This window comes from Flavobacterium sp. (assembly GCF_024642105.1).
GTDB lineage: Bacteria > Bacteroidota > Bacteroidia > Flavobacteriales > Flavobacteriaceae > Flavobacterium.
The window spans coordinates 84,015-107,217 of sequence record NZ_JAHEBT010000056.1; the positions used below are offsets into that span (position 1 = coordinate 84,015).

At 41.8% G+C, this 23,203-nt stretch carries 4 protein-coding genes; 1 reads left to right on the top strand and 3 read right to left on the bottom strand.

Annotated elements, in window-relative coordinates; translation table 11 throughout:
• Window positions 1-43 precede the first annotated feature (43 nt).
• From Q0L65_RS13010 to Q0L65_RS13020, 3 genes are read right to left on the bottom strand one after another with little or no spacing between them, the layout of a single operon-like run.
• Window positions 44-280 (bottom strand): helix-turn-helix domain-containing protein, encoded by a 237-nt coding sequence (locus Q0L65_RS13010; protein ID WP_366051832.1) that lies wholly within the window; start codon window positions 278-280, stop codon window positions 44-46.
• Window positions 199-1,254 (bottom strand): hypothetical protein, encoded by a 1,056-nt coding sequence (locus Q0L65_RS13015; RefSeq protein ID WP_296687094.1) that lies wholly within the window; start codon window positions 1,252-1,254, stop codon window positions 199-201. Before Q0L65_RS13015 ends, Q0L65_RS13010 begins: the two co-directional genes overlap by 82 nt.
• Before the next feature lie 10 nt (window positions 1,255-1,264).
• Entirely contained in the window at window positions 1,265-2,428 is a 1,164-nt protein-coding gene (locus Q0L65_RS13020; RefSeq protein WP_296687096.1) for a helix-turn-helix domain-containing protein, read from the bottom strand.
• 560 nt (window positions 2,429-2,988) lie between these two features.
• Here Q0L65_RS13020 and Q0L65_RS13025 point away from each other — a divergent pair.
• Window positions 2,989-23,193, top strand: coding sequence for an Ig-like domain-containing protein (locus tag Q0L65_RS13025; RefSeq protein ID WP_296687098.1), 20,205 nt, complete (start codon window positions 2,989-2,991; stop codon window positions 23,191-23,193).
• Window positions 23,194-23,203: the final 10 nt, after the last annotated feature.

The window sequence follows — 23,203 nt, forward strand, 5'->3', positions numbered from 1 at the left end:
AGTTAAAATAGTTCCCACTTCATTGTGTAAATCCATGGCAATTCTATTCTTGGTCATTCTTTCTGTTCTTTGTGCTTTTTCTATTTTTAGCAATAAAATCAATTGGCGAAAGCCCTGTAGATTCTTTAAAAACTGCAAAAAAGTTCGATTTTGAAGCAAACCCAGATTTGGCACCAATTCCTTCCACAGTTAAAACATCTAAATACTCGGAGAGTAATAATTCCTTGGCATGCTCAATACGGTAATTAGTCCTAAGTTCTGTAAATTTAGTTTGTATAATGTTTTAAAACAATAATACACATGATGTTTAGGAATCGCTAAATCGTTAATAACGTCATCGATATTGAATTTTGGATTTAAATAAGGTTTCTCTTGTTCTATATAATTTAATATTTGTACCGCGGTTTCACAAAAGGGATCTTTAGCAATTTGATCAAATTCAATTTCTTTTATAGCGGCAGTTGCTTCTGTCTCTTTTTGAATTAGATTGGATTTTGATACACGGGGAATACCATATAAAATATCAGGGAAAACCATAATTATTACAGGGATAATAGAATACGCAAACCCACTAAACAAACTAACAGAAAGCTGATTGAAAACTTCTTTTTTAATGTTGTCAGTAGTGATAAAGAAATAGATCATTATCATATAACTGAGACTAATTAGCAACGCAATCACCGAGATAGAAATGAGCCATTTCACTAACACTTTTTTTTGTGCCGCAGGAGATGAACTGCTTTTTTTCTTATTGTACTTCCATATTATAAATAAACAGATTAGGCTATAAATAAAAAGTTGAGTAGGCCTAGCAATTACATTCCCAAAATTAGGGTAAAACGAATGAATATGGGCTGTTTTGATAGCATTAGGGTCGTCAATAAATTGTTGCGCAAGGGCCAGTTTATAATCGAAACTTTTAAACATGAAAGGCAGCACTAAACCAAAACTGATTATAGTGGGTAAAAAATGTAAAATATCGATTGTACTTAATTTAGGAGCATCTTTTAAGGTACTTCGAACATAAAAGAAAAGCATAGGTGGGGCTAAAAAATATAACGGAACAGATTGTACATTAATCAATGCCAATTGAAATGCTGAATCATTAAAAAACACCAAGTGATGAAAGATACCATACACCCCTAACGGAATCAAAAATCCAATTAAATATAAAATACTTTTATTTATCCTTAAATTAAAGCTTAAGATAACAACACATAGAAAAAGGGTTAATAAAGAAAAGTAATAAATCATGGGTAATGTATTAGCTTAATTTTTGTTGTTGGATAAATTCGATAGGGGTTACGCCTGTTTCTTCTTTAAAAGTAGTGAAAAAATTAGTCTTGGATGAGAAACCTGAGGCATTCCAAATTCCTTCCAAGGACAAGGAGTCCATTTCTGAAGACAACAATAATTTTTTAGCATGCGCTATTCTAAAATTAGTTCGTAGTTCAATGAATTTTTTATTTAAATGCTTGTTGAAACATTCATATAATTGGTATTTTGGCACCCCCAAGTAAACCGAAAGATCGTCTAGACTAAAAGACGGGTTTAAGTACGGTTTTTCAGTTTCAAAATACAGTAGTATCTTTTCAGCTAAGTCAGCCATTTCAGTGGTTTTAAAAGCTGGTTTTTCTTTTTTAGGAACGCGACTAGCAGTTGTACTAATTTGAGAAACGGGTATCCCATAAAGCACTTGCGGATAAAACACCATTACTAAGGGGATAATACTCAATATTAAATAAGCAATTAAAGTGTAATGATAATCGTTAATATCCGATTTTTCAAGTTGATTATTTCCAAAAAAAGTAAGGGTGATTAAAATGGTACACCCAGCCAGTACAATCGCACTACTTATTAAAAAACAAAGCCATCTAAATAAATTCTTCCTATTAATGGAGTCAATCGTTTTAAAATGGTCTTTCCAATGTCGAAGCAAAAGAACACTATTGGCTATAATGTAGGACATAAATAAGAAGGCTCTAGTTGTAGTTACGATATAAAAGGGAAATAATAAGTTGGTGTTGGCAAATTTACTGTAATTAGGATTTGCATATAAAAGGCGGGCAGTTTCCATTTTTTCAGGCCAAGAAATGAGGTAAAAAGGCACCACATTTAAGCAATCTATTATAAAAGGTATAAAATGTAAAAAATCAAACCTTGTAAAACGCCACTCATTTTTCAAACTATTTCTTACATACAAGTAGAGCATTGCCCCAGGCAACAAAAAAATAGGAGAGAAATGACCGTGAAAAATAGCGATACCCAAAATAGAATCACTTTCTAAAATCATATAATGTTTAATCCCATACAAGTATACCGGTAAAAGATAACCGGCTAATAAAAAACTATTTTTATTGCGATTGTAATTATACAATAGCATCACAAAAGTAATTAATGAAGAAATAATGGATAAATAAAAAAGCATAGTTGTTTTTAATAAGTAAGTATTGATTTATTTTTTTATTTCTTGGGCCACCCATTGTTTAATAACAATTCAGCCCCTTTTAGTACTAGTTCTTAGTGAACAAACAGTTTATTTTTCTTGAGACACAGTAAAGGTATGGACAAAAAATGCCTACCCAATTGCTAAAAGTGAACTCCTCTATTTTAAAATACTTCAAATAGCTAATTTTTCTGATGTAACGAATAAAAAAGTCAAAACATCTCAATTCCTATTTTGTTTTCTACCGTAAAAACCGATTTTTAAAGGGCTGAGAACGCTTAGTTCCATTTTTCAAAAAGAGTACATTTTTTTCAAATAAAAAATTTTAATGAGTTCACAAATTTGAAATCAGACTCATTTGCCCTCTAGACCAGCTTTTTCTTACTATTATTTTTTGAATTTTGCGGTGTTGTAAAAAACATAGGACCCAATTTTTTATAGAGCAATCCAATGTTTTTGAAAACAATCCCCCCACCAAAAAAAAATCCATCTCCCCATTTCTTCAGGATTTTTAAGCAGTAAAATAAAATTTTTTTAAGCGCATGAAGTCAACAGACAATTCATCAACCGTTGTTGTTACAACAAATTCAACACAAGTACCAACAGTTTTTTCTAAGCTATTGAACAGTTGTAAACATCTTTTGCTTTTAAAACGCCACAATGGGATGGCCCAAACCAATCAACACGAGCCAAAAGTGAATTGGATGGAAAAAGCAATTGCTTTACAGCGTACTACAGCTGAGACAGCAAAGCCTGTCTTGGTCAATAGGCAACAAGCCAGGTTTCCAAAAATGGGGTTCAAAACTTTTGTTTTTGGAGCTTTATTGCTCAGTTCACTTTCGCTAAGTGCGCAAACGGTTGGGGGTACAACGCCAGGAGATGACTTCGATGGCGATGGTATCATCAACTCGATTGACATTGACGACGATAACGATGGTATTTTAGATACCCAAGAACAAACAGGTTGTTCACCAGTGGATTTCGCTGCGCTTACATTTACGGGAGGTGCTACTGTTTCCAAAACAGCGACTACTGCAACTGTTTCATCAGCAAATCCATTGGGTTGGAAAACATCCTACTCTGACCAAGCTTTAAAATTGCCCATTCATTTAGAATACACCACAACCAATCCTACTACCTATGCCATGATTGGTTTATTACCGGTGGCAGGAGCCAAAACTCCAGACAACTGGACAGATGGTGCCTATAAAGTGTATCATGAAGCCGGACTGCTTTTTGGAAAATTACCATTAACCACTTGGAATTTTCAAAATGTGGCGTACACCGCGAACCAAAAAATGGAAATGGATATTTCTACTTCAGGTTGGGTGACAGTTAAAAATGCGGGCGTAGTATTATACCAATTCCAAGGTGCGGTTTCTGATTACAACCTTGCTTTAGGTGCAGCCAACAGTGCACGTACTTTTAGTGATATCAAAATTACAACGGCTGATTTCCCTAATGTATGTACGGACATTGACACCGACAACGACGGCAGATCGAACCGTTTGGATCTAGACTCAGACGGCGATGGTTGTAGTGATGCTTTCGAAGCAGGGACTACTACCGATACAACCGCTAATTTTAAATTTACGACAACCGTTGGAACCAATGGTTTGGTGGATAGCAAAGAAACCACTGCCGATAATGGAATCTACAACGGTACTTATAGTATTAATCGTGCGATAAACGCAAGTGTAAATGCGTGTATTGATACCGATAATGACGGTATTTCTAACTTAGACGACCTCGACGATGATAACGACGGGATTCTAGATATTACAGAGCAAGGCTCATCGTGTACCTATGAGGCTACCGATGTTTCAAAATTAACCTACAATGGTAATGGTACCACCGTATTTACGGGGAATTCTATTTTTACAAATGGTGATTTGTCCAACTGGAAATCGAAATACTCTGATGCAAGTTTTGCATTGCCTATTCATTTAGAATATACCACAAACACTACAGGATACGGAATGCTTGGTTTACTTCCAGTTAATGGTACCAAAACGCCAAACGGATGGGAGGACGGTTCTTATAAAATTTATCACGATTTAGCAACGGTCTATGGGCGTTTGCCAATTACTTGGAGTTTAACCGCCACGGCCTATACTTCAGGACAAAAAATGGAATTGGATATCAATGAAAAAGGCTGGGTAACCCTTAAAAAGGGAGGTATACAAATATATGCTTTTCAAGGTGCGGTGTCTAATTACAATTTTGTCATCAGTTCTACAAACAATAGAACATTTAACGATGTAAAATTAACTTCAAGAACAAACAATGCCCTGTGTCCCGACATTGATACCGATAGCGACGGCACTTCGAACCGTTTGGATTTAGACTCAGACGGCGATGGCTGTAGCGATGCTTTTGAAGCAGGCGTAACCACTGACAAAACAGTAACTACTTTTGCAGCACCTTATGGAACCAACGGTTTTGCGGATGCTTTAGAGCTTACCGCCGACAATGGTTCATACAAGGGTACGTACCAATACACACGCGCCAACGAAGCACTGATAAACATGTGTGCCGATGGTGATAACGATGGTGCTGCGGATGAAGTTGATGTAGATGAAGATAACGATGGGGTGTTAGATACGGTAGAGTGCTCTAACGTAAATCCTTATAAAGTCTATGTTTTTAATCGTCCTTACAGCAGCCATACCTCTAATGTACCCGTAACCATTGTAGGAAGGAACACGGTAAAAACGACTAACAATCAACAACTTTCTAGCAATGATTTAACGTATGGTAGTAGAACCTGGAGATTACTTTCTTCTGCAGTGTATTCTGATGCCAATAAAAAAATCACAATAAGCATAGAGCCTAATGCATCTACTGATGGAGGGTATGTTTTAGCAGATGCCTTTTTAATTACTGATGGAACAACTACAACTGTAATCGATAATACCACCCCAGGAGCGTATGTAGAAACAGGAACTTGGACAGCTTATACGGATGCCACTGCTTATTTAGGTGCAGATAGATATGTTATTCCACCTTATACTGGTAAAAAAGCAACGTTCACTTTCACTAACATCAGTAATCCAAGTTTAGATTGCGATACGGACAGAGACGGGATTGCTAACTATTTAGATCTAGACTCAGACGGCGACGGTTGTAGCGATGCTTTTGAAGCAGGTACTACTACCGATAAAACGGCTAATTTTAAACATACAACTACTGGAGGAACCAATGGTTTTGCGGATGTTTTAGAGGCTACTGCCGACAACGGCCTTTACAAAGCCACGTATACCTATAGCTATGCTACCAACGAATTCCAAGTTGCATGTTTGGATACCGATACCGATACGGTACCCGATTTTTTAGACTTAGATGATGATAACGATGGGGTAACGGATGCGGTAGAATGTGCGTGGAATTGTGTGGGTACACCAGCAATTATCAACGAAAGTTTTGAATTGCCAGCTACAGGAACCTTCGTAACAAGTGCAACCATGCCAGGTTGGAGAACCACCGCACCAGACGGTCAAATGGAAATGTGGGATGCAAGTGCTACTCGACCTTCTGCTCACGGTAACCGTTTCATGGAATTGAATGCCTATTATGCAAGTTCTTTATACCAAATATTGTGTTTAGACCCAGGAACTAAAATTTCATGGTCTATCCAACACCGTGGTAGAGATGGTGTTGATGTAGCTTCGATTAACTTTGGACCTAGTTTAACCAACTTAACCCAAGTGGCTACCATGACCGATGGAACTTCCGGTTGGGGGACTTATTCAGGAACGTATGTGGTACCTGCTGGTCAAACACAAACTTTCTTTGTCATTGGTACGGTATCTTCATCAGGAGGTGCAGCTGTGGGTAACTTTATTGACGATGTTAGAATTAGCATCATTTCTCCGGCAACGTGTAGAGATACAGACAATGATGGAAAAACAAATAATATTGATTTAGACTCAGATAACGATGGTTGCTCTGATGCATTTGAGGCTGTGACTACCAATTCTGCGGCGGCAAATTATGTTCACACAGGTGCAGTAGGTACCAACGGTTTGATGAACGCCTTAGAAACCACAGCTGATAATGGTGTTTATAACGGTACTTATATGTACAACAATGCGATGAGTGCTGGCCAAAACGATTGTGTGGATACAGACAACGATGGCATTTTAAATGTATTGGATATTGATGATGACAATGACGGTATTTTAGATACCGTAGAGTGCTCAGGCATGGCCTATAAAGTGTATACGTATAACCGCCCTGAGGCTGGTTTTGTTACGAATGTGCCAGTGATTATAAAAGGTATTAGTACGACAAATGCGGTCTTGGATCAGCGTACGAATGCCGTAGCAGGTGCTGCCAATTCGTTTAGTGCTAATGGTGTAACTACGTGGAAATTAGTGGCCGAAAATATCGTGCCAAGTCGTACCAATAGCATTGCGGTTACATTGGCTCCTACGAGTACCACAACGGGTAGTTGGTTAATTGCCGATGCCATGTTGGTAACCAATGGGGTAAACACTATTTTTATTGATAACAATACTACAGGTTATTCTGCAACAGGTTCTTGGTTGTCACAAAGTGTAGCCAACTCGTTCAATGGTGCCAACCAATACATTGGAGCACCTTTTTCTACTGCTGTAACCGCTACTTGGAACTTTACTGTTCCTGCCGCTACTTGTGCCGATACCGATAGCGATGGTACTGCCAACTATTTAGATGTAGACTCCGATGGCGACGGATGTTCTGATGCTTACGAAGCAGGAACTACCACCGATAAAACAGCTAATTTTCAATTTACAACAACGGTTGGAACCAACGGTTTAGCCGATAGCAAAGAAACCACTGCCGATAACGGTATTTACAATGGTACTTATACGAATGATCGTGCCATAAATGCAAGTGTAAATGCGTGTATTGATACCGATAATGACGGTGTTTCTGACTTAGATGACTTAGATGATGATAACGACGGTGTATTAGATTCAGTAGAATGCCCTGAGGCAGCTACTATCAGCAAATACACGGTTTATACCTATAATAGAAGAGACGATGTTAACTTACCAACCAACCTACCTGTACGTGTTTCAGGTAGTACGGTAACTAATGTGGTCTTGAACCAAAAAGCCGCAGGCACGTTTAACTACGGTGGCGTGGCCTGGACTTTATTGGCATCCAACGTTTCGGCCGATGCCAACAAACAAATTAAAATACAAACATTACCGGTAACAGGAACCACTAACGGTACCTACTATTTTGCCGATGCGATGTTGATTACCAATGGTACGGAGTATTATGTTATAAACGACCGCGATGCTGGATTTAGCAAAGCAGGTACTTGGACAGACCAAGCAAGTTATGCCGGTAACTATTTGAATAACATGTTCTATGGTAATGTAGCAACGGCTAATACCGCAACGTGGACATTAGATAATATAGGAAACCCAGCTTTCCAATGTGATGTAGACGGTGACGGGGTACTAAGCAACTTAGATCTAGATAGCGATGGCGATGGCTGTAGTGATGCGTTAGAAGCAGGAACAGTTACATCAACTAGCAGCACAACCGTGGCTGCTCCTTATGGTGCCAATGGTTTTGCTGATAGCAAAGAAACGGCTACTGAAAGTGGTCAATATAATGCTATTTATACCTACCGTTATGCCAATAACGCTGCCATTAATGCTTGTACAGATACGGATGGTGATGGTATAAGAGATGTAATTGATATTGACGATGACAATGATGGGGTTACGGATGCCGTAGAATGCGGTTGTACAGTAGCCACTACTACTGCCGAAATTATTGCGCCAACAGCAATCGTTACCATTCCTACTAACCAGTTTGGAGTAGTAACTACTTCTGATAAAGCATTTAATTCAAGTGGTTTATCCGCAGTACCAACTACCGAAGCTTCTTTAGGCACTATTACACACAGTTCGCCATCATTAATTTCTAATGCGGCTTACTTAAATGATGGTGCGGGTATTGCCAACGATTGGAAATTTACCTTAGCCGCTCCAGCAGCGATTAAAGGAATGGCCATTTGGATCCCTGGCTCTAATGCTTATGGTGGTGGCGATGCTCCAATGAAAAAATTCATTGTTTCTTGGAAAGATTGTTCAGGAGCTAATAAATCGCAAACATTTGATTTGGGTACTCCTTCACCAAATGCCAAACTATTGTATTTTGACGACCCTATTGCTTCGGTATCCGAATTTACTTTCGATATTTTAGAAGTTTGGTTTGATCAAGAGCAAGATCAAGGTGCCTCAGACGGTTGGGAAATTGCTACAGCAGCTACCATACCAAACACCTATAACGTAACCTTAGGAGAAATCCGTTTCATTGGTCAAAAAGGAGATTTCTCATCAAATTGTACAGTAGATACAGACAATGATGGAACACCTAACCGTTTGGATACAGACTCTGATGGTGATGGTTGTGGTGATGCTTTTGAATCAGGAACAACAACTAGCAAAACAGTAACGACTCTTGCAGCACCTTATGGCACGAACGGTTTAGCCGATAGCAAAGAAACTACAGCGGATAATAGTATTTATAATGGTACGTATACGTATAATAATGCAATAGATAGGGATGCTAATATGTGTTTAGACACAGATGGAGATGGTATCGCCAATTCCATTGACTTGGATGATGATAATGACGGCGTATTGGATACTACAGAATGTCCTTCTCCAGGAGTTTCTAACTTAACTCCAAGATTTAATTTACTTAACGGGTCTTCACAAACTAAAACCATAACAGGTTTTCCAGATGAGTTGTATGTAGATATTTATTCCTTGGATAATAACTTTAATTTAAAAGTAAATGGGACAAGTATTGCATCGGTCAATGAACTTAACTTTGACCATAATCCGGCAACTGTTTATACCACTACAACGGCTACAAAAGTAAGTTTACCAAATGGTACCGGTGTACAAGGTGGATCTCCTTGGACTTATCCTAATACAGCAACCAGACCATTAATCAGGGTAAAAATAAGTAAGCTAGGTGTAGTTACGTTGTTAGGTTTAGATGGAACTAATGGTGCAGGAAATTACCAATCGTTACTATTGTCTAACAATGCCTCTTTGGTTAAAGTGCCTATCAATTGGGACGGAACAAATACCATTGTTTTAGGACAAAGTCATGAATGGCCAGCGACCTCTTTAAATGCTGAGTTTAACGTTAATACGATAAATGGAACCTGCGACACAGATAACGACGGTGTGCCAAATACCTTAGATTTAGACTCAGATGGTGATGGTTGTTCTGACGCCTACGAAGCAGGAACAACAACTGATAAAACAGTAACAACTATTGCGGCACCTTATGGTACGAACGGTTTTGCAGATAGTAAAGAGACTGTTGCAGGCAATGGTACTTACAATGGTACGTATCAGTATAGCCGTGCAACAACAGCCAGTATCAATAAATGTACTGATACGGATAACGATGGAATCTCTGATTTAGACGACTTAGACGACGACAACGATGGTGTATTGGATTGGGTGGAACAAAAAGAGTGTAAATTTCCGCACAATGATCTGACTGCTTTAACATTTAACGGTTCAGCGGCGTTTACTGTAACTAATGCCAATACCATTAACGCTAGCACCACAGCTGCTTGGGCTTCATCGTATTCTGATCAGGCCTTTAAATTGCCTATTCATTTAGAGTATACTACTACAGATGATGCTAACCAGGTGATGTTGGGCTTGATGCCAGTAGGGGGTACTAAAGTGACTAACAGCTGGAACGATGCCGCTTCGTACAAATTTTATCATGCTTGGAACCCTGGAGCTTGGATATATGGTAAATTCCCTTCAACAACATGGAATTTTAACAATGCCTATGTGGCCAATCAAAAATTAGAAATAGATATTAATGAAACGGGTTATGTAACAGTGACAATAGCAGGTGTTCAAAAATTAGCTTTCCAAGGGGTAGCTTCTGATTACTATTTGACCCTATCGTCTTTACACCCAAAAACCCTTTCCAACATTGTCTTGCGTTCATACTCTGTATATAGAGAATGTATCGACCTTGATACTGATGGCGACGGCAAACCAAACCGTTTGGATGTAGACGCTGACGGCGATGGTTGTTCTGATGCCTACGAAGCAGGAACAACAACTGATAAAACGGTAACAACTATTGCGGCTCCTTATGGTACGAACGGTTTTGCTGATAGTAAAGAAGCAACTGCAGATAATGGTATTTACAATGGTACATACCAATATAGCCGTGCAACAGATGTTAATATCAACATGTGTACTGATACGGATAACGATGGTGTATCAGATATAATTGATTTAGATGATGATAATGATGGCGTATTAGATTCAGTAGAATGTCCTGAGGCAGCTACCATTAGTAAATACACGGTCTATACCTATAATAGAAGAAACGACGCGAGTGTGCCTACCAACCTACCGGTACGTGTTACAGGCAGTACGGTAACTAATGTAGTCTTGAACCAAAGAGACGCAGGTACATTTACCTATGGTAATTTCTCCTGGACTTTATTAGCATCCAATGTTTCGGCCGATGCCAACAAACAAATAAAAATAGAAACATTACCAGTAACAGGAACCACCAACGGTACCTATTACTTTGCCGATGCGATGTTGATTACCAATGGTACGGAGTCCTTTATCATTAATGATACTGATGCAGGCTTTAGCAAAGCAGGTACTTGGAACCCACAACAAACAGGTGTGACTGGTAATTACTTGGGCAACTTGTACTATGGTAACGTGGTTACAGCCAATACCGCTACTTGGATTTTAGACAATATAGGCAACCCAGCCATCCAATGTGATGCAGATGGAGATGGTATAGTAAACCATTTAGACCTAGATAGCGATGGTGATGGTTGTAGCGATGCTTTAGAAGCAGGAACAGTTACCTCCACTAGCAGTACCACTGTGGCTGCTCCTTATGGCGCCAATGGTTTTGCCGATAGCAAAGAAACAGCATCTGAAAGTGGTCAATACAGTGCCATTTATACCTACCGTTATGCCAACAATGCCACTATTAATGCGTGTACAGATACCGATAGTGATGGCATTAGAGACTTAATCGACATAGATGATGACAATGATGGGGTATATGATGCTATTGAATGTGGTTGTTCAAATCCTAATACTACAACTCAGATTATTGCACCTACCGTTTTAGAAACTATTCCAACCAATCAATTTGGCATTAACAATAGTACTTGGTCTGTTGCAGCTAATGCCTTTAATGGTTCAGGTTTATCGGCAGTACCAACTACTGAGGCTTCTTTAAATACTATCACACACACTTCACCTACTTTAACAACAAATGCAGCATATTTAGTTGATAATGCAGGAATTTCCAACGATTGGAAATTTACTTTATCTGCCCCAGCTTCTATTAAAGGAATGGCTATTTGGATCCCTGGTTCTTATGCTTATGCAGGTGGCGATGCTCCAATGAAAAAATTCATCGTTTCGTGGAAAGATTGTTCAGGAGCCAATAAATCGCAAACATTTGATTTGGGTACTCCTTCACCAAATGCCAAACTGTTGTATTTTGATGAGCCAATAGCCTCAGTATCCGAATTTACTTTTGATATTTTAGAAGTTTGGTTTGATCAAGAGCAAGATCAAGGCGTGTCTGATGGTTGGGAAATCGCCACAGCAGCTACCATACCGAGTACTTATAACGTAACCTTAGGAGAAATCCGTTTCATTGGCCAAGTGGGTGCTTTCTCATCAGAATGTACATTAGATACAGACAATGATGGAACACCTAACCGTTTGGATACAGATTCTGATGGTGATAGTTGTGGTGATGCTTTTGAATCAGGAACTACAACTAGCAAAACGGCTAATTATACACATCCAGCACCTTATGGTACGAACGGTTTTGCAGATAGTAAAGAGACTACTGCTGATAATGGTAGCTATAATGGTACGTACACTTACACCAATTACGCAATAAATGGCACAGTCAATCTTTGTAACGACAACGATAATGACGGCGTATCCGATTACAACGACTTGGATGACGATAACGATGGCGTATTAGACACGGTAGAATCGCCTTGTTATGCCATGGAGATCATGAATTCTCAGGTGCCAATGACACCTGCGGCAGCTACAAGCGCTCCATTCTATGGATACAATTCGACTTATCAATTCTATCGATATGGTTCAACGGGTTCACCACAATATGGTGCATGGAAGCTCATAGCAGGTGATGCAGATATTCTGAAATCAACGAATACTGCGGGTTGGATTTCTCAAGATGGTAATGCCATTTTAGAGGCAGGAAGTATTAATGCTACCTTTGAAAGTACGGTGAACACAGTTGTTGGTGTAAAATATACCTTCAAGTTCAGTTATGCAAAAAGTCCAACTGCTGCAACTTCAGCCTCTAATTATGTGGGACCTGCAACAGTTCAGGCCTTAAACGGTACTACTGTATTAGCTACTGTAGATGTTAACCCAACAGTTTCTGCTTCGGCTGCCATTTGGAACAAAGGGCAGATAGAATTTACGGCTACATCTACAAGTACTAAAATTGTAATGGAAACCAAAAACCTCGCTAATCCAGGTTTTGGTCCAGCATTTTCGGGTATGTGTATTTCCAATCAAGATGCTGATGGAGATGGAGTGCCAAATCAATTTGACTTAGATTCAGATGATGATGGTTGTTCAGATGCCAACGAGGCTTACGGTACCACTACCGCTCAAGGAACAGATAATAATGCCTACTATGGCACAGGTAACCCACCAGCGGTAGATGCTACTGGAAAAGTGACTGCGGCTAGTTACCCAGGTACTAACAGCAATGTAACCACAGTAGGTACAGCAAGTACAGTTACGACGCAACCTGCTAACCAAACGGTTCAAGTGGCTGCTAATGCTACCTTTACCGCAGTTGTTACACCAGGTTCGGGAACTACCAGCTACCAATGGGAGCAAAGTACAGATGGTGGTACTACTTGGGCCAATGTAAGCAATAACAGCACTTTTGCTGGTGCCACTACGACTACTTTGGTCGTGAGCAATGCAACCATGACAATGAACGGATACAGGTACCGTTTACAAATTAAAGAATCGAACTTTGCTTGTGGTAATGTAACCACAGCAGCGGCTCGTTTATTAATTGGTAACGCACCAAGTATTGTAGACGATATCAATACCGTAGCCGAAGACAGTCTAGCTACTGGAAACGTATTGACTAATGATAAAGGTTCGGGCAACTCGGCCTTAACCGTAAACAGTTTCACCATTAATGGAACTACCTATACTGCGGGTCAAACAGCCACTATACCTAACGTAGGTACAGTAGTAGTCAATGCTGATGGTAGTTATACCTTTACTCCAGTAGCCAACTATAACGGTACGGTACCCACTATTGAGTACACCGCTACCGATGCCAACGGAGGTTCAGATACGGGTAAATTAGATCTTACCGTAACTGCAGTAAACGATGTGCCAACGGTAAGCAACGAAAGTACCAATACACCACAAGACACACCAAAATCGGGCAATGTTTTAACTAACGATACCGATGCTGATGGAAATACCTTAAGCGTAACTACCTTTACGGTAGGTGGAGTAACTTATAATGTTGGCGAAACCGCTACCATCCCTGGTAAAGGAACCATTGTAATGAATGCCGATGGCAGCTATACCTTTACTCCAGCCTTTGGCTATATAGGTAGTGTACCAGTAATTGGTTACACCGTAAGTGATGGCAATGGAGGCAATACGAACGGAACCTTAACAATTTCGGTAGTCAACACTAACGATGCACCACTTCCTGCTACCGATGTGGTAGAAACACCAGCAGGTACCAACGCAACAGGTAACGTTTTAACCAATGATACCGATGTAGATGGTGATAATTTAACTGTAACTAAATTTACAATTAACGGTACAGATTATCCAGTAGGTACACCAATGACCATGACCGAAGGAACCCTAACGGTAAATGCTAATGGTACTTATACCTTTGTTCCAGCGGCAGGTTATACTGGTGATGTGCCAATGGTTACCTATACTGTTACTGATGGTACCTCAACAAGTACGGCTAATTTAGATTTATTTGTATCGCCAGTGAATGCTGCTCCTGTAGCTACTGATGATACCAAAACAGTGGCCGAAGACGGTACGGCAACAGGTAACGTGTTAACCAACGATACAGATACAGATACGGGTACCACTTTAGTAATTACCGAATACTCTTTCACTGTAGGTGGGGTAACGTATACTTATCCAGCAGGAAGTAAATCAGTAATTCCAGGTGTTGGTACGATACAAGTAAACGCAAACGGAACTTACGAATTTGTTCCAAATGCCAATTATAATGGCGCAGTACCAGCTATTACTTACACCCTAAGCGATGGCGATGGTGGTAAAGACACGGGAAGCTTAGCCATTACCATTACTGCAGCTAACGATACGCCAAATGCAGTAAATGACGATAATATTGCTACACCAGAGGACAGTCCTGCTACAGGAAATGTGTTAGCTAACGATAGTGATGTTGACAATGACGCTCTTACAGTAAAAGAATTTACAGTAGGCGGGGTAACGTACCCAGCTGGTACAACGGCTACCCTAACAGCAGGTACCCTTGTAATAAACGCCGATGGTACATTTACCTTTACGCCAGTGGCCAACTATTCGGGTCCAGTACCGGCAATTGTGTACACTACTGAAGATACTACTGGTGCTACCGATTCGGCTAACTTAAACATTAGCGTAACACCGGTAAACGATGCTCCGCTGACAGTAAATGATACCAAAACGATAGGGCAGGGAGAAACTGCTACAGGAAATGTGTTAACTAACGATACCGACGCAGAAAGCAATACTTTAGCGATTACCGATTTCAAAATCAACGGACAAACTTACCCTGTGGGTAGTATTGTTGATATTGCGGGTGTAGGTGCATTAAAAGTAAATGCAGACGGAAGTTATACTTTCACACCAGAAGTCGGTTATTCAGGAAATGTTCCAGTAATTACGTATACCGTAAGCGACGGTCAAGGCGCAACCAGTACAGGTACATTAACCATTAATTCGACCGAGGACTTAGACGATGATAATGACGGAATCTTAGATTCAGTTGAAAATGCAGCTTGTTCACCAGCAGATCCAAATTGTGATACCGACGGTGATGGTATTCCAAACCGTTTGGATATCGATTCAGATAACGATGGTATCAACGATGTCATTGAAGCGGGTGGTACTGATGCAGATAACGACGGAAGAGCTGATGGAACTGTAGATGCCAATGGAGTGCCACAATCAGCTAACGGTGGATTGACGCCACTAGACACTGACGGTGACGGAAAAGCGAATCCATTTGATGTAGATTCTGATGGAGACGGCATTTCTGATGCAGTTGAAAAAGGAACAGGAACGACACCAGTGGATACGGATGGTGATACTACTCCAGACTACTTGGATACCGATTCTGATGGAGATGGCATTTCTGATGCGATTGAAAAAGGTACGGGAACAACACCATTAGATACCGATGGAGACGGTACACCGGATTACAGAGATACAGATTCGGATGGAGACGGTATTTCAGATGCAGTTGAGAAAGGAACAGGAACAACACCATTGGATACAGATGGTGATGGCATTCCAAACTTCCAAGACACCGACTCAGATGGAGATGGTATTTCAGATGCGATTGAAAAAGGAACAGGAACAACACCAATCGACACCGATGGTGATGGAACACCGGATTACAGAGATACCGATTCGGATGGAGACGGTATTTCAGATGCAGTTGAGAAAGGAACAGGAACAACACCATTGGATACAGATGGTGATGGCATTCCAAACTTCCAAGACACCGATTCAGATGGAGATGGCATTTCAGATGCGATTGAAAAAGGAACAGGAACTACGCCAGTGGATACTGATGGAGACGGTACACCTGATTACAGAGATACCGATTCGGATGGAGATGGCATTTCAGATGCAGTTGAGAAAGGAACAGGAACGACACCAGTAGATACAGATGGTGATGGCATTCCAAACTTCCAAGACACCGACTCAGATGGAGACGGTATTTCTGATGCAATTGAAAAAGGAACCGGAACGACACCAATCGACACCGATGGTGATGGAACACCTGATTATATAGATACCGATTCGGATGGAGATGGCATTTCAGATGCAGTTGAGAAAGGAACAGGCACGACACCAATCGACACCGATGGTGATGGAACACCGGATTATATAGATACCGATTCGGATGGAGATGGCATTTCAGATGCAATTGAAAAAGGAACAGGAACTACGCCATTGGATACAGATGGAGACGGTACACCTGATTACAGAGATACTGATTCGGATGGAGATGGTATTTCAGATGCAGTTGAGAAAGGAACAGGAACGACACCATTGGATACAGATGGTGATGGTATTCCAAACTTCCAAGACACCGACTCAGATGGAGACGGTATCCCTGATGCTATCGAGAAAGGAACAGGAACGACACCAATCGACACCGACGGTGACGGAACTCCAGACTACTTGGATACAGATTCGGATGGAGATGGCATTTCAGATGCAGTTGAGAAAGGAACAGGAACTACGCCAATCGACACCGATGGTGATGGAACACCGGATTACAGAGATACCGATTCGGATGGAGATGGTATTTCAGATGCAGTTGAAAAAGGAACAGGAACTACGCCATTGGATACAGATGGGGATGGAACTCCAGACTTCCAAGACTCAGACTCAGATGGAGATGGGGTACTAGACAGCGTAGACCAATGTCCGCTAGTGGCAGGTACAGCAGCAGCCAATGGTTGTCCAGCTGATTTTGATGGCGACGGAATAGTTGACGCAGTGGATTTAGATGATGATAACGACGGAATCTTGGATACAGTAGAAGCAGCAGCTTGTAACCCTGCCGCAGCAGATTGTGATACCGATGGCGACGGAATTCCAAATCGTTTTGATTCAGATTCAGACAACGACGGAATTACCGACGTAATTGAAGCCGGTGGAACAGATACGAACAATGATGGCAAAGTAGACGGAGGTGTTGATGCTAATGGAGTACCATTGTCAACTAATGGAGGATTAACACCACCAAATACTGATGGAACCGGCGGTGCTAACCCGTATGATGTAGATTCAGACGCCGACGGTATTTCTGATGCAGTTGAAAAGGGAACAGGAACTACGCCAGTAGATACAGATGGTGATGGTACGCCTGATTACAGAGATACCGATTCGGATGGAGATGGTATTTCAGATGCAGTTGAGAAAGGAACAGGAACTACACCAGTAGATACAGATGGAGACGGAACTCCAGACTACTTGGATACAGATTCTGATGGAGATGGTATTTCAGATGCAGTTGAGAAAGGAACAGGAACTACACCAGTTGACACTGATGGAGACGGTACACCGGATTACAGAGATACCGATTCGGATGGAGATGGTATTTCAGATGCAGTTGAAAAAGGAACAGGAACGACACCATTGGATACAGATGGTGATGGCATTCCAAACTTCCAAGACACCGACTCAGATGGAGATGGTATTTCAGATGCAGTTGAAAAAGGAACAGGAACGACACCATTGGATACAGATGGTGATGGCATTCCAAACTTCCAAGACACCGACTCAGATGGAGACGGAATCTCTGATGCAGTTGAAAAGGGAACAGGAACTACACCAGTGGATACGGACGGTGATGGAACACCAGACTACTTGGATACAGATTCTGATGGAGATGGCATTTCAGATGCGATTGAAAAAGGAACAGGAACGACACCAATCGACACCGATGGTGATGGAACACCGGATTACAGAGATACCGATTCGGATGGAGACGGTATTTCAGATGCAGTTGAAAAGGGAACAGGAACCACACCATTAGATACAGATGGTGATGGTACACCGGATTACAGAGATACGGATTCAGATGGAGATGGCATTTCAGATGCAGTTGAAAAAGGAACAGGAACAACACCAATCGACACCGATGGTGATGGAACACCGGATTACAGAGATACGGATTCAGATGGAGATGGCATTTCAGATGCTATCGAAAAAGGAACAGGTACAACACCAGTAGATACGGATGGGGATGGAACACCAGACTTCCAAGACACAGACTCAGATGGAGACGGTATCCCTGATGCAGTAGAGAAAGGAACAGGCACCACACCAGTGGATACGGATGGCGATGGAATTCCAGACTTCCAAGACACAGACTCAGATGGAGACGGTATTCCTGATGCAGTAGAGAAAGGAACAGGAACGACACCTCTTGATACGGATGGTGATGGCATTCCAAACTTCCAAGACACCGACTCAGATGGAGACGGTATTCCTGATGCTATCGAAAAAGGAACAGGAACCACACCAGTGGATACGGATGGTGATGGTATTCCAGACTACTTGGATACAGATTCGGATAACGACGGAATCTTAGACAGTGCAGAGGACAATGGATGTACCGGTACAGTACCTTGTACGCCAACCGATAACGATGGCGATGGAATTCCAGATTATCGAGATTTGGATTCAGATGGCGACGGTAAACCGGATGCGCAAGAAGGAACTATTGATACCGACGGTGACGGTATTCCAAACTTCAGAGACTCAGACTCAGACGGAGATGGGGTACTAGACAGCGTAGACCAATGTCCGCTAGTGGCAGGAACGGCAGCAGCCAATGGTTGTCCGGCTGATTTTGATGGCGACGGAATAGTTGACGCAGTGGATTTAGATGACGACAACGACGGAATCTTGGATACAGTAGAAGCAGCAGCTTGTTCGCCAGCCGATCCAAATTGTGATACCGACGGCGACGGAATTCCAAATCGTTTGGATTCGGATTCAGATAACGACGGAATATCCGATGTGAAAGAGGCCGGTGGAACAGATACGAACAATGATGGCAAAGTAGACGGAGGAGTAGATGCTAATGGAGTACCATTGTCAACTAATGGTGGATTAACACCACCAAATACCGATGGAACCGGCGGTGCTAATCCGTATGATGTAGATTCAGACGGCGACGGTATTTCAGACGCTATTGAGAAAGGCGCTAACGGCAATGCACCAGTAGATACGGACGGTGACGGAACGCCAGATTATTTGGACTTGGATTCAGATAACGACGGAATTTTAGATGCAGTAGAGAAAGGAACCGGAACGACTCTAGTAGATACCGATGGTGATGGAACACCGGATTACAGAGATACGGATTCAGATAACGACGGAATCTCAGATGCGATTGAAAAAGGAACAGGAACTACGCCATTAGATACCGATGGAGACGGCACACCGGATTACAGAGATACGGATTCAGATAATGACGGTATTCTAGACTCTATTGAGAAAGGAACCGGAACGACTCCAATCGATACCGATGGTGATGGAACTCCTGATTACAGAGATACAGATTCTGATGGTGATGGCATTTCAGATGCTATCGAAAAAGGAACAGGTACAACACCAGTAGATACGGATGGGGATGGAACACCAGACTTCCAAGACACAGACTCAGATGGAGACGGTATCCCTGATGCAGTAGAGAAAGGAACAGGCACCACACCAGTGGATACGGATGGCGATGGAATTCCAGACTTCCAAGACACAGACTCAGATGGAGACGGTATTCCTGATGCAGTAGAGAAAGGAACAGGAACGACACCTCTTGATACGGATGGTGATGGAATCCCAGATTACAGAGATACAGATTCTGATGGAGATGGCATTTCTGATGCGATTGAAAAAGGTACGGGAACGACTCCAATCGACACCGATGGAGACGGCACACCGGATTACAGAGATTTGGATTCGGATAATGATGGAATTCCAGACGCAGTTGAAAAAGGAACAGGCACTACGCCATTAGATACGGATGGTGACGGAACGCCAGATTATAGAGATCCAGATTCGGATAATGACGGAATTCCAGACAGCCAAGAAGGTACAGTGGATACTGACGGCGATGGAACACCAGATTATAAAGACACGGATTCTGACGGAGACGGCCTGTTAGATGCTAACGATACTTGTCCAACAGTAGTTGGAACAGTAAGCAACAATGGTTGTCCAGCTGATTTCGACGGAGATGGAATAGATGATGTAGTGGATTTAGATGATGACAACGACGGTATTTTAGATACAGTTGAAAATGCAGCTTGTAGCCCAGCTAGTCCAAATTGTGACACCGACGGAGATGGAATTCCAAACCGTTACGATGCCGATTCAGACAATGATGGTATTAAAGATACAATCGAGGCAGGTGTAGTAGATGCAAATAATGACGGTAAAGCAGATGGAACTGTAGATGCTAATGGAGTACCGTTGTCAACGAATGGCGGAATCACTCCTCCAGATACCGATGGCGACGGACAACCTAACCCGTATGACGTAGACTCAGATGGTGACGGAATTTCGGATGCAATCGAAAAAGGACCAAATGGTGCTAGTCCAGTAGATACAGACGGAGACGGAACCCCAGATTATTTGGACTTGGATTCAGATAATGACGGAATTCCAGATGCAGTAGAAAAAGGAACAGGAACAGCACTTCGTGATACAGACGGAGATGGTATTCCAGATTACAGAGATACAGACTCTGATAATGACGGTATCCTTGACGCTCAAGAAGATTCAGGTTGTACAGGGACTGCCCCATGTACGCCTACAGATACGGATGGCGACGGAACGCCTGATTACCGAGATGTAGATTCGGATAACGATGGAATCTTAGACGCAGTAGAAAAAGGTTCTGGAACAACACCTCTTGATACTGATGGAGACGGAACACCAGACTTTAGAGATACAGATTCAGATGGAGATGGCATTTCAGATGCAGTTGAAAAAGGAACTGGAACTACGCCAGTGGATACGGATGGCGATGGAACACCGGATTACCGAGATTTGGATTCTGATAACGACGGGATTACCGATGCGATTGAAAAAGGAACTGGAACGACTCCAATCGACACCGATGGGGATGGTATTCCAAACTTCCAAGACATAGACTCAGATGGAGACGGAATCTCTGATGCTATCGAGAAAGGAACAGGAACAACGCCTGTGGATACAGATGGTGATGGAACACCAGACTACTTGGATACAGATTCTGATGGAGATGGCATTTCAGATGCAGTTGAAAAAGGAACTGGAACGACTCCAATCGACACCGATGGGGATGGCATTCCAAACTTCCAAGACACCGACTCAGATGGAGACGGAATCTCTGATGCTATCGAGAAAGGAACCGGCACAACGCCAGTGGATACGGATGGCGATGGAACACCGGATTACCGAGATTTGGATTCTGATGGAGATGGTATTTCAGATGCTATCGAAAAAGGAACCGGAACTACGCCAGTGGATACGGATGGCGATGGAACACCGGATTACCGAGATTTGGATTCTGATAACGACGGGATTACCGATGCGATTGAAAAAGGAACCGGAACTACACCATTAGACACTGATGGAGACGGCACACCAGACTACAGAGACACAGACTCTGATAATGACGGAATCCTTGATTCAGTTGAAAAAGGTACTGGAACAACACCTCTTGATACGGATGGCGATGGAACACCAGACTACAGAGACACAGACTCTGATAATGACGGAATCCTTGATTCAGTTGAAAAAGGTAGCGGAAGCACACCAGTGGATACTGACAATGATGGAACACCAGACTACAGAGATACTGATAGTGATAACGATGGTATCTTGGATAGTGTAGAGAAAGGTACCGGAACTACACCACTAGATACAGATGGTGACGGTACTCCAGACTACAGAGATACTGACAGTGACAACGACGGCATCACTGATGCAATTGAGAAAGGCACTGGAACTACTCCTGTAGACACCGACGGTGATGGTACTCCAGACTACAGAGATACTGATAGTGATAACGACGGCATCACTGATGCAATTGAGAAAGGCACTGGAACTACTCCTGTAGACACCGACGGTGATGGTACTCCAGACTACAGAGATACTGACAGTGACACCGACGGTATTTTAGATAGCGTAGAGAAAGGTACTGGAACAACACCTCTTGATACGGATGGCGATGGAACACCAGACTACAGAGATACAGACTCTGATAATGACGGAATCCTTGATTCAGTTGAGAAAGGTAGCGGCAGCACACCAGTGGATACTGATGGAGACGGAACGCCAGATTACAGAGATTTAGATTCAGATGGTGATGGGGTATTAGACAGCCAAGAACGTTTAGACGGTACTTCTCCAACTAATCCTTGTGATTCAGTGTCTGCCCATAGAACACTTCCTTTAGGAAACGGTTTCTTGACTGGAGATTGTGATGGAGATGGTTTGTCCAATGAAGAAGAAATAGGATTGAATCCAGCTCAGCCTCAGGACAATGACAAAAACGGTGTGGCAGACTATTTAGAAATGACCCATTACTCAGATAAACCTGGAGAAATTGAGATTTACAATTCAGTTTCGCCAAATGGTGACGGAGATAATGATTTGTTTGTGATTCGAAATATAGAGAACTATCCAAACAACACGGTACGTATTTACAACCGTTGGGGAGTATTAGTTTACGAAGTAGATGGCTACGGACAAAATGATAAAGTATTCCGAGGCGTATCTAACGGACGAGTTACCATCCAACAGTCGGAAGAGTTGCCAGAGGGAACTTATTTCTACATCCTTCGTTATGCCAATACCGCTGGAGAAGAGAAACAACGTTCAGGATATTTATACATTAAGAGATAGTTCTTTGTAA

What these genes read in the sequence shown, in the direction of transcription:
- Q0L65_RS13025 (WP_296687098.1), top strand. Translation starts at nt 2,989, where the DNA reads ATGAAGTCAACAGACAATTCATCAACCGTTGTTGTTACAACAAATTCA.
- Q0L65_RS13015 (WP_296687094.1), bottom strand. Translation starts at nt 1,254, where the DNA reads ATGATTTATTACTTTTCTTTATTAACCCTTTTTCTATGTGTTGTTATC.
- Q0L65_RS13020 (WP_296687096.1), bottom strand. Translation starts at nt 2,428, where the DNA reads ATGCTTTTTTATTTATCCATTATTTCTTCATTAATTACTTTTGTGATG.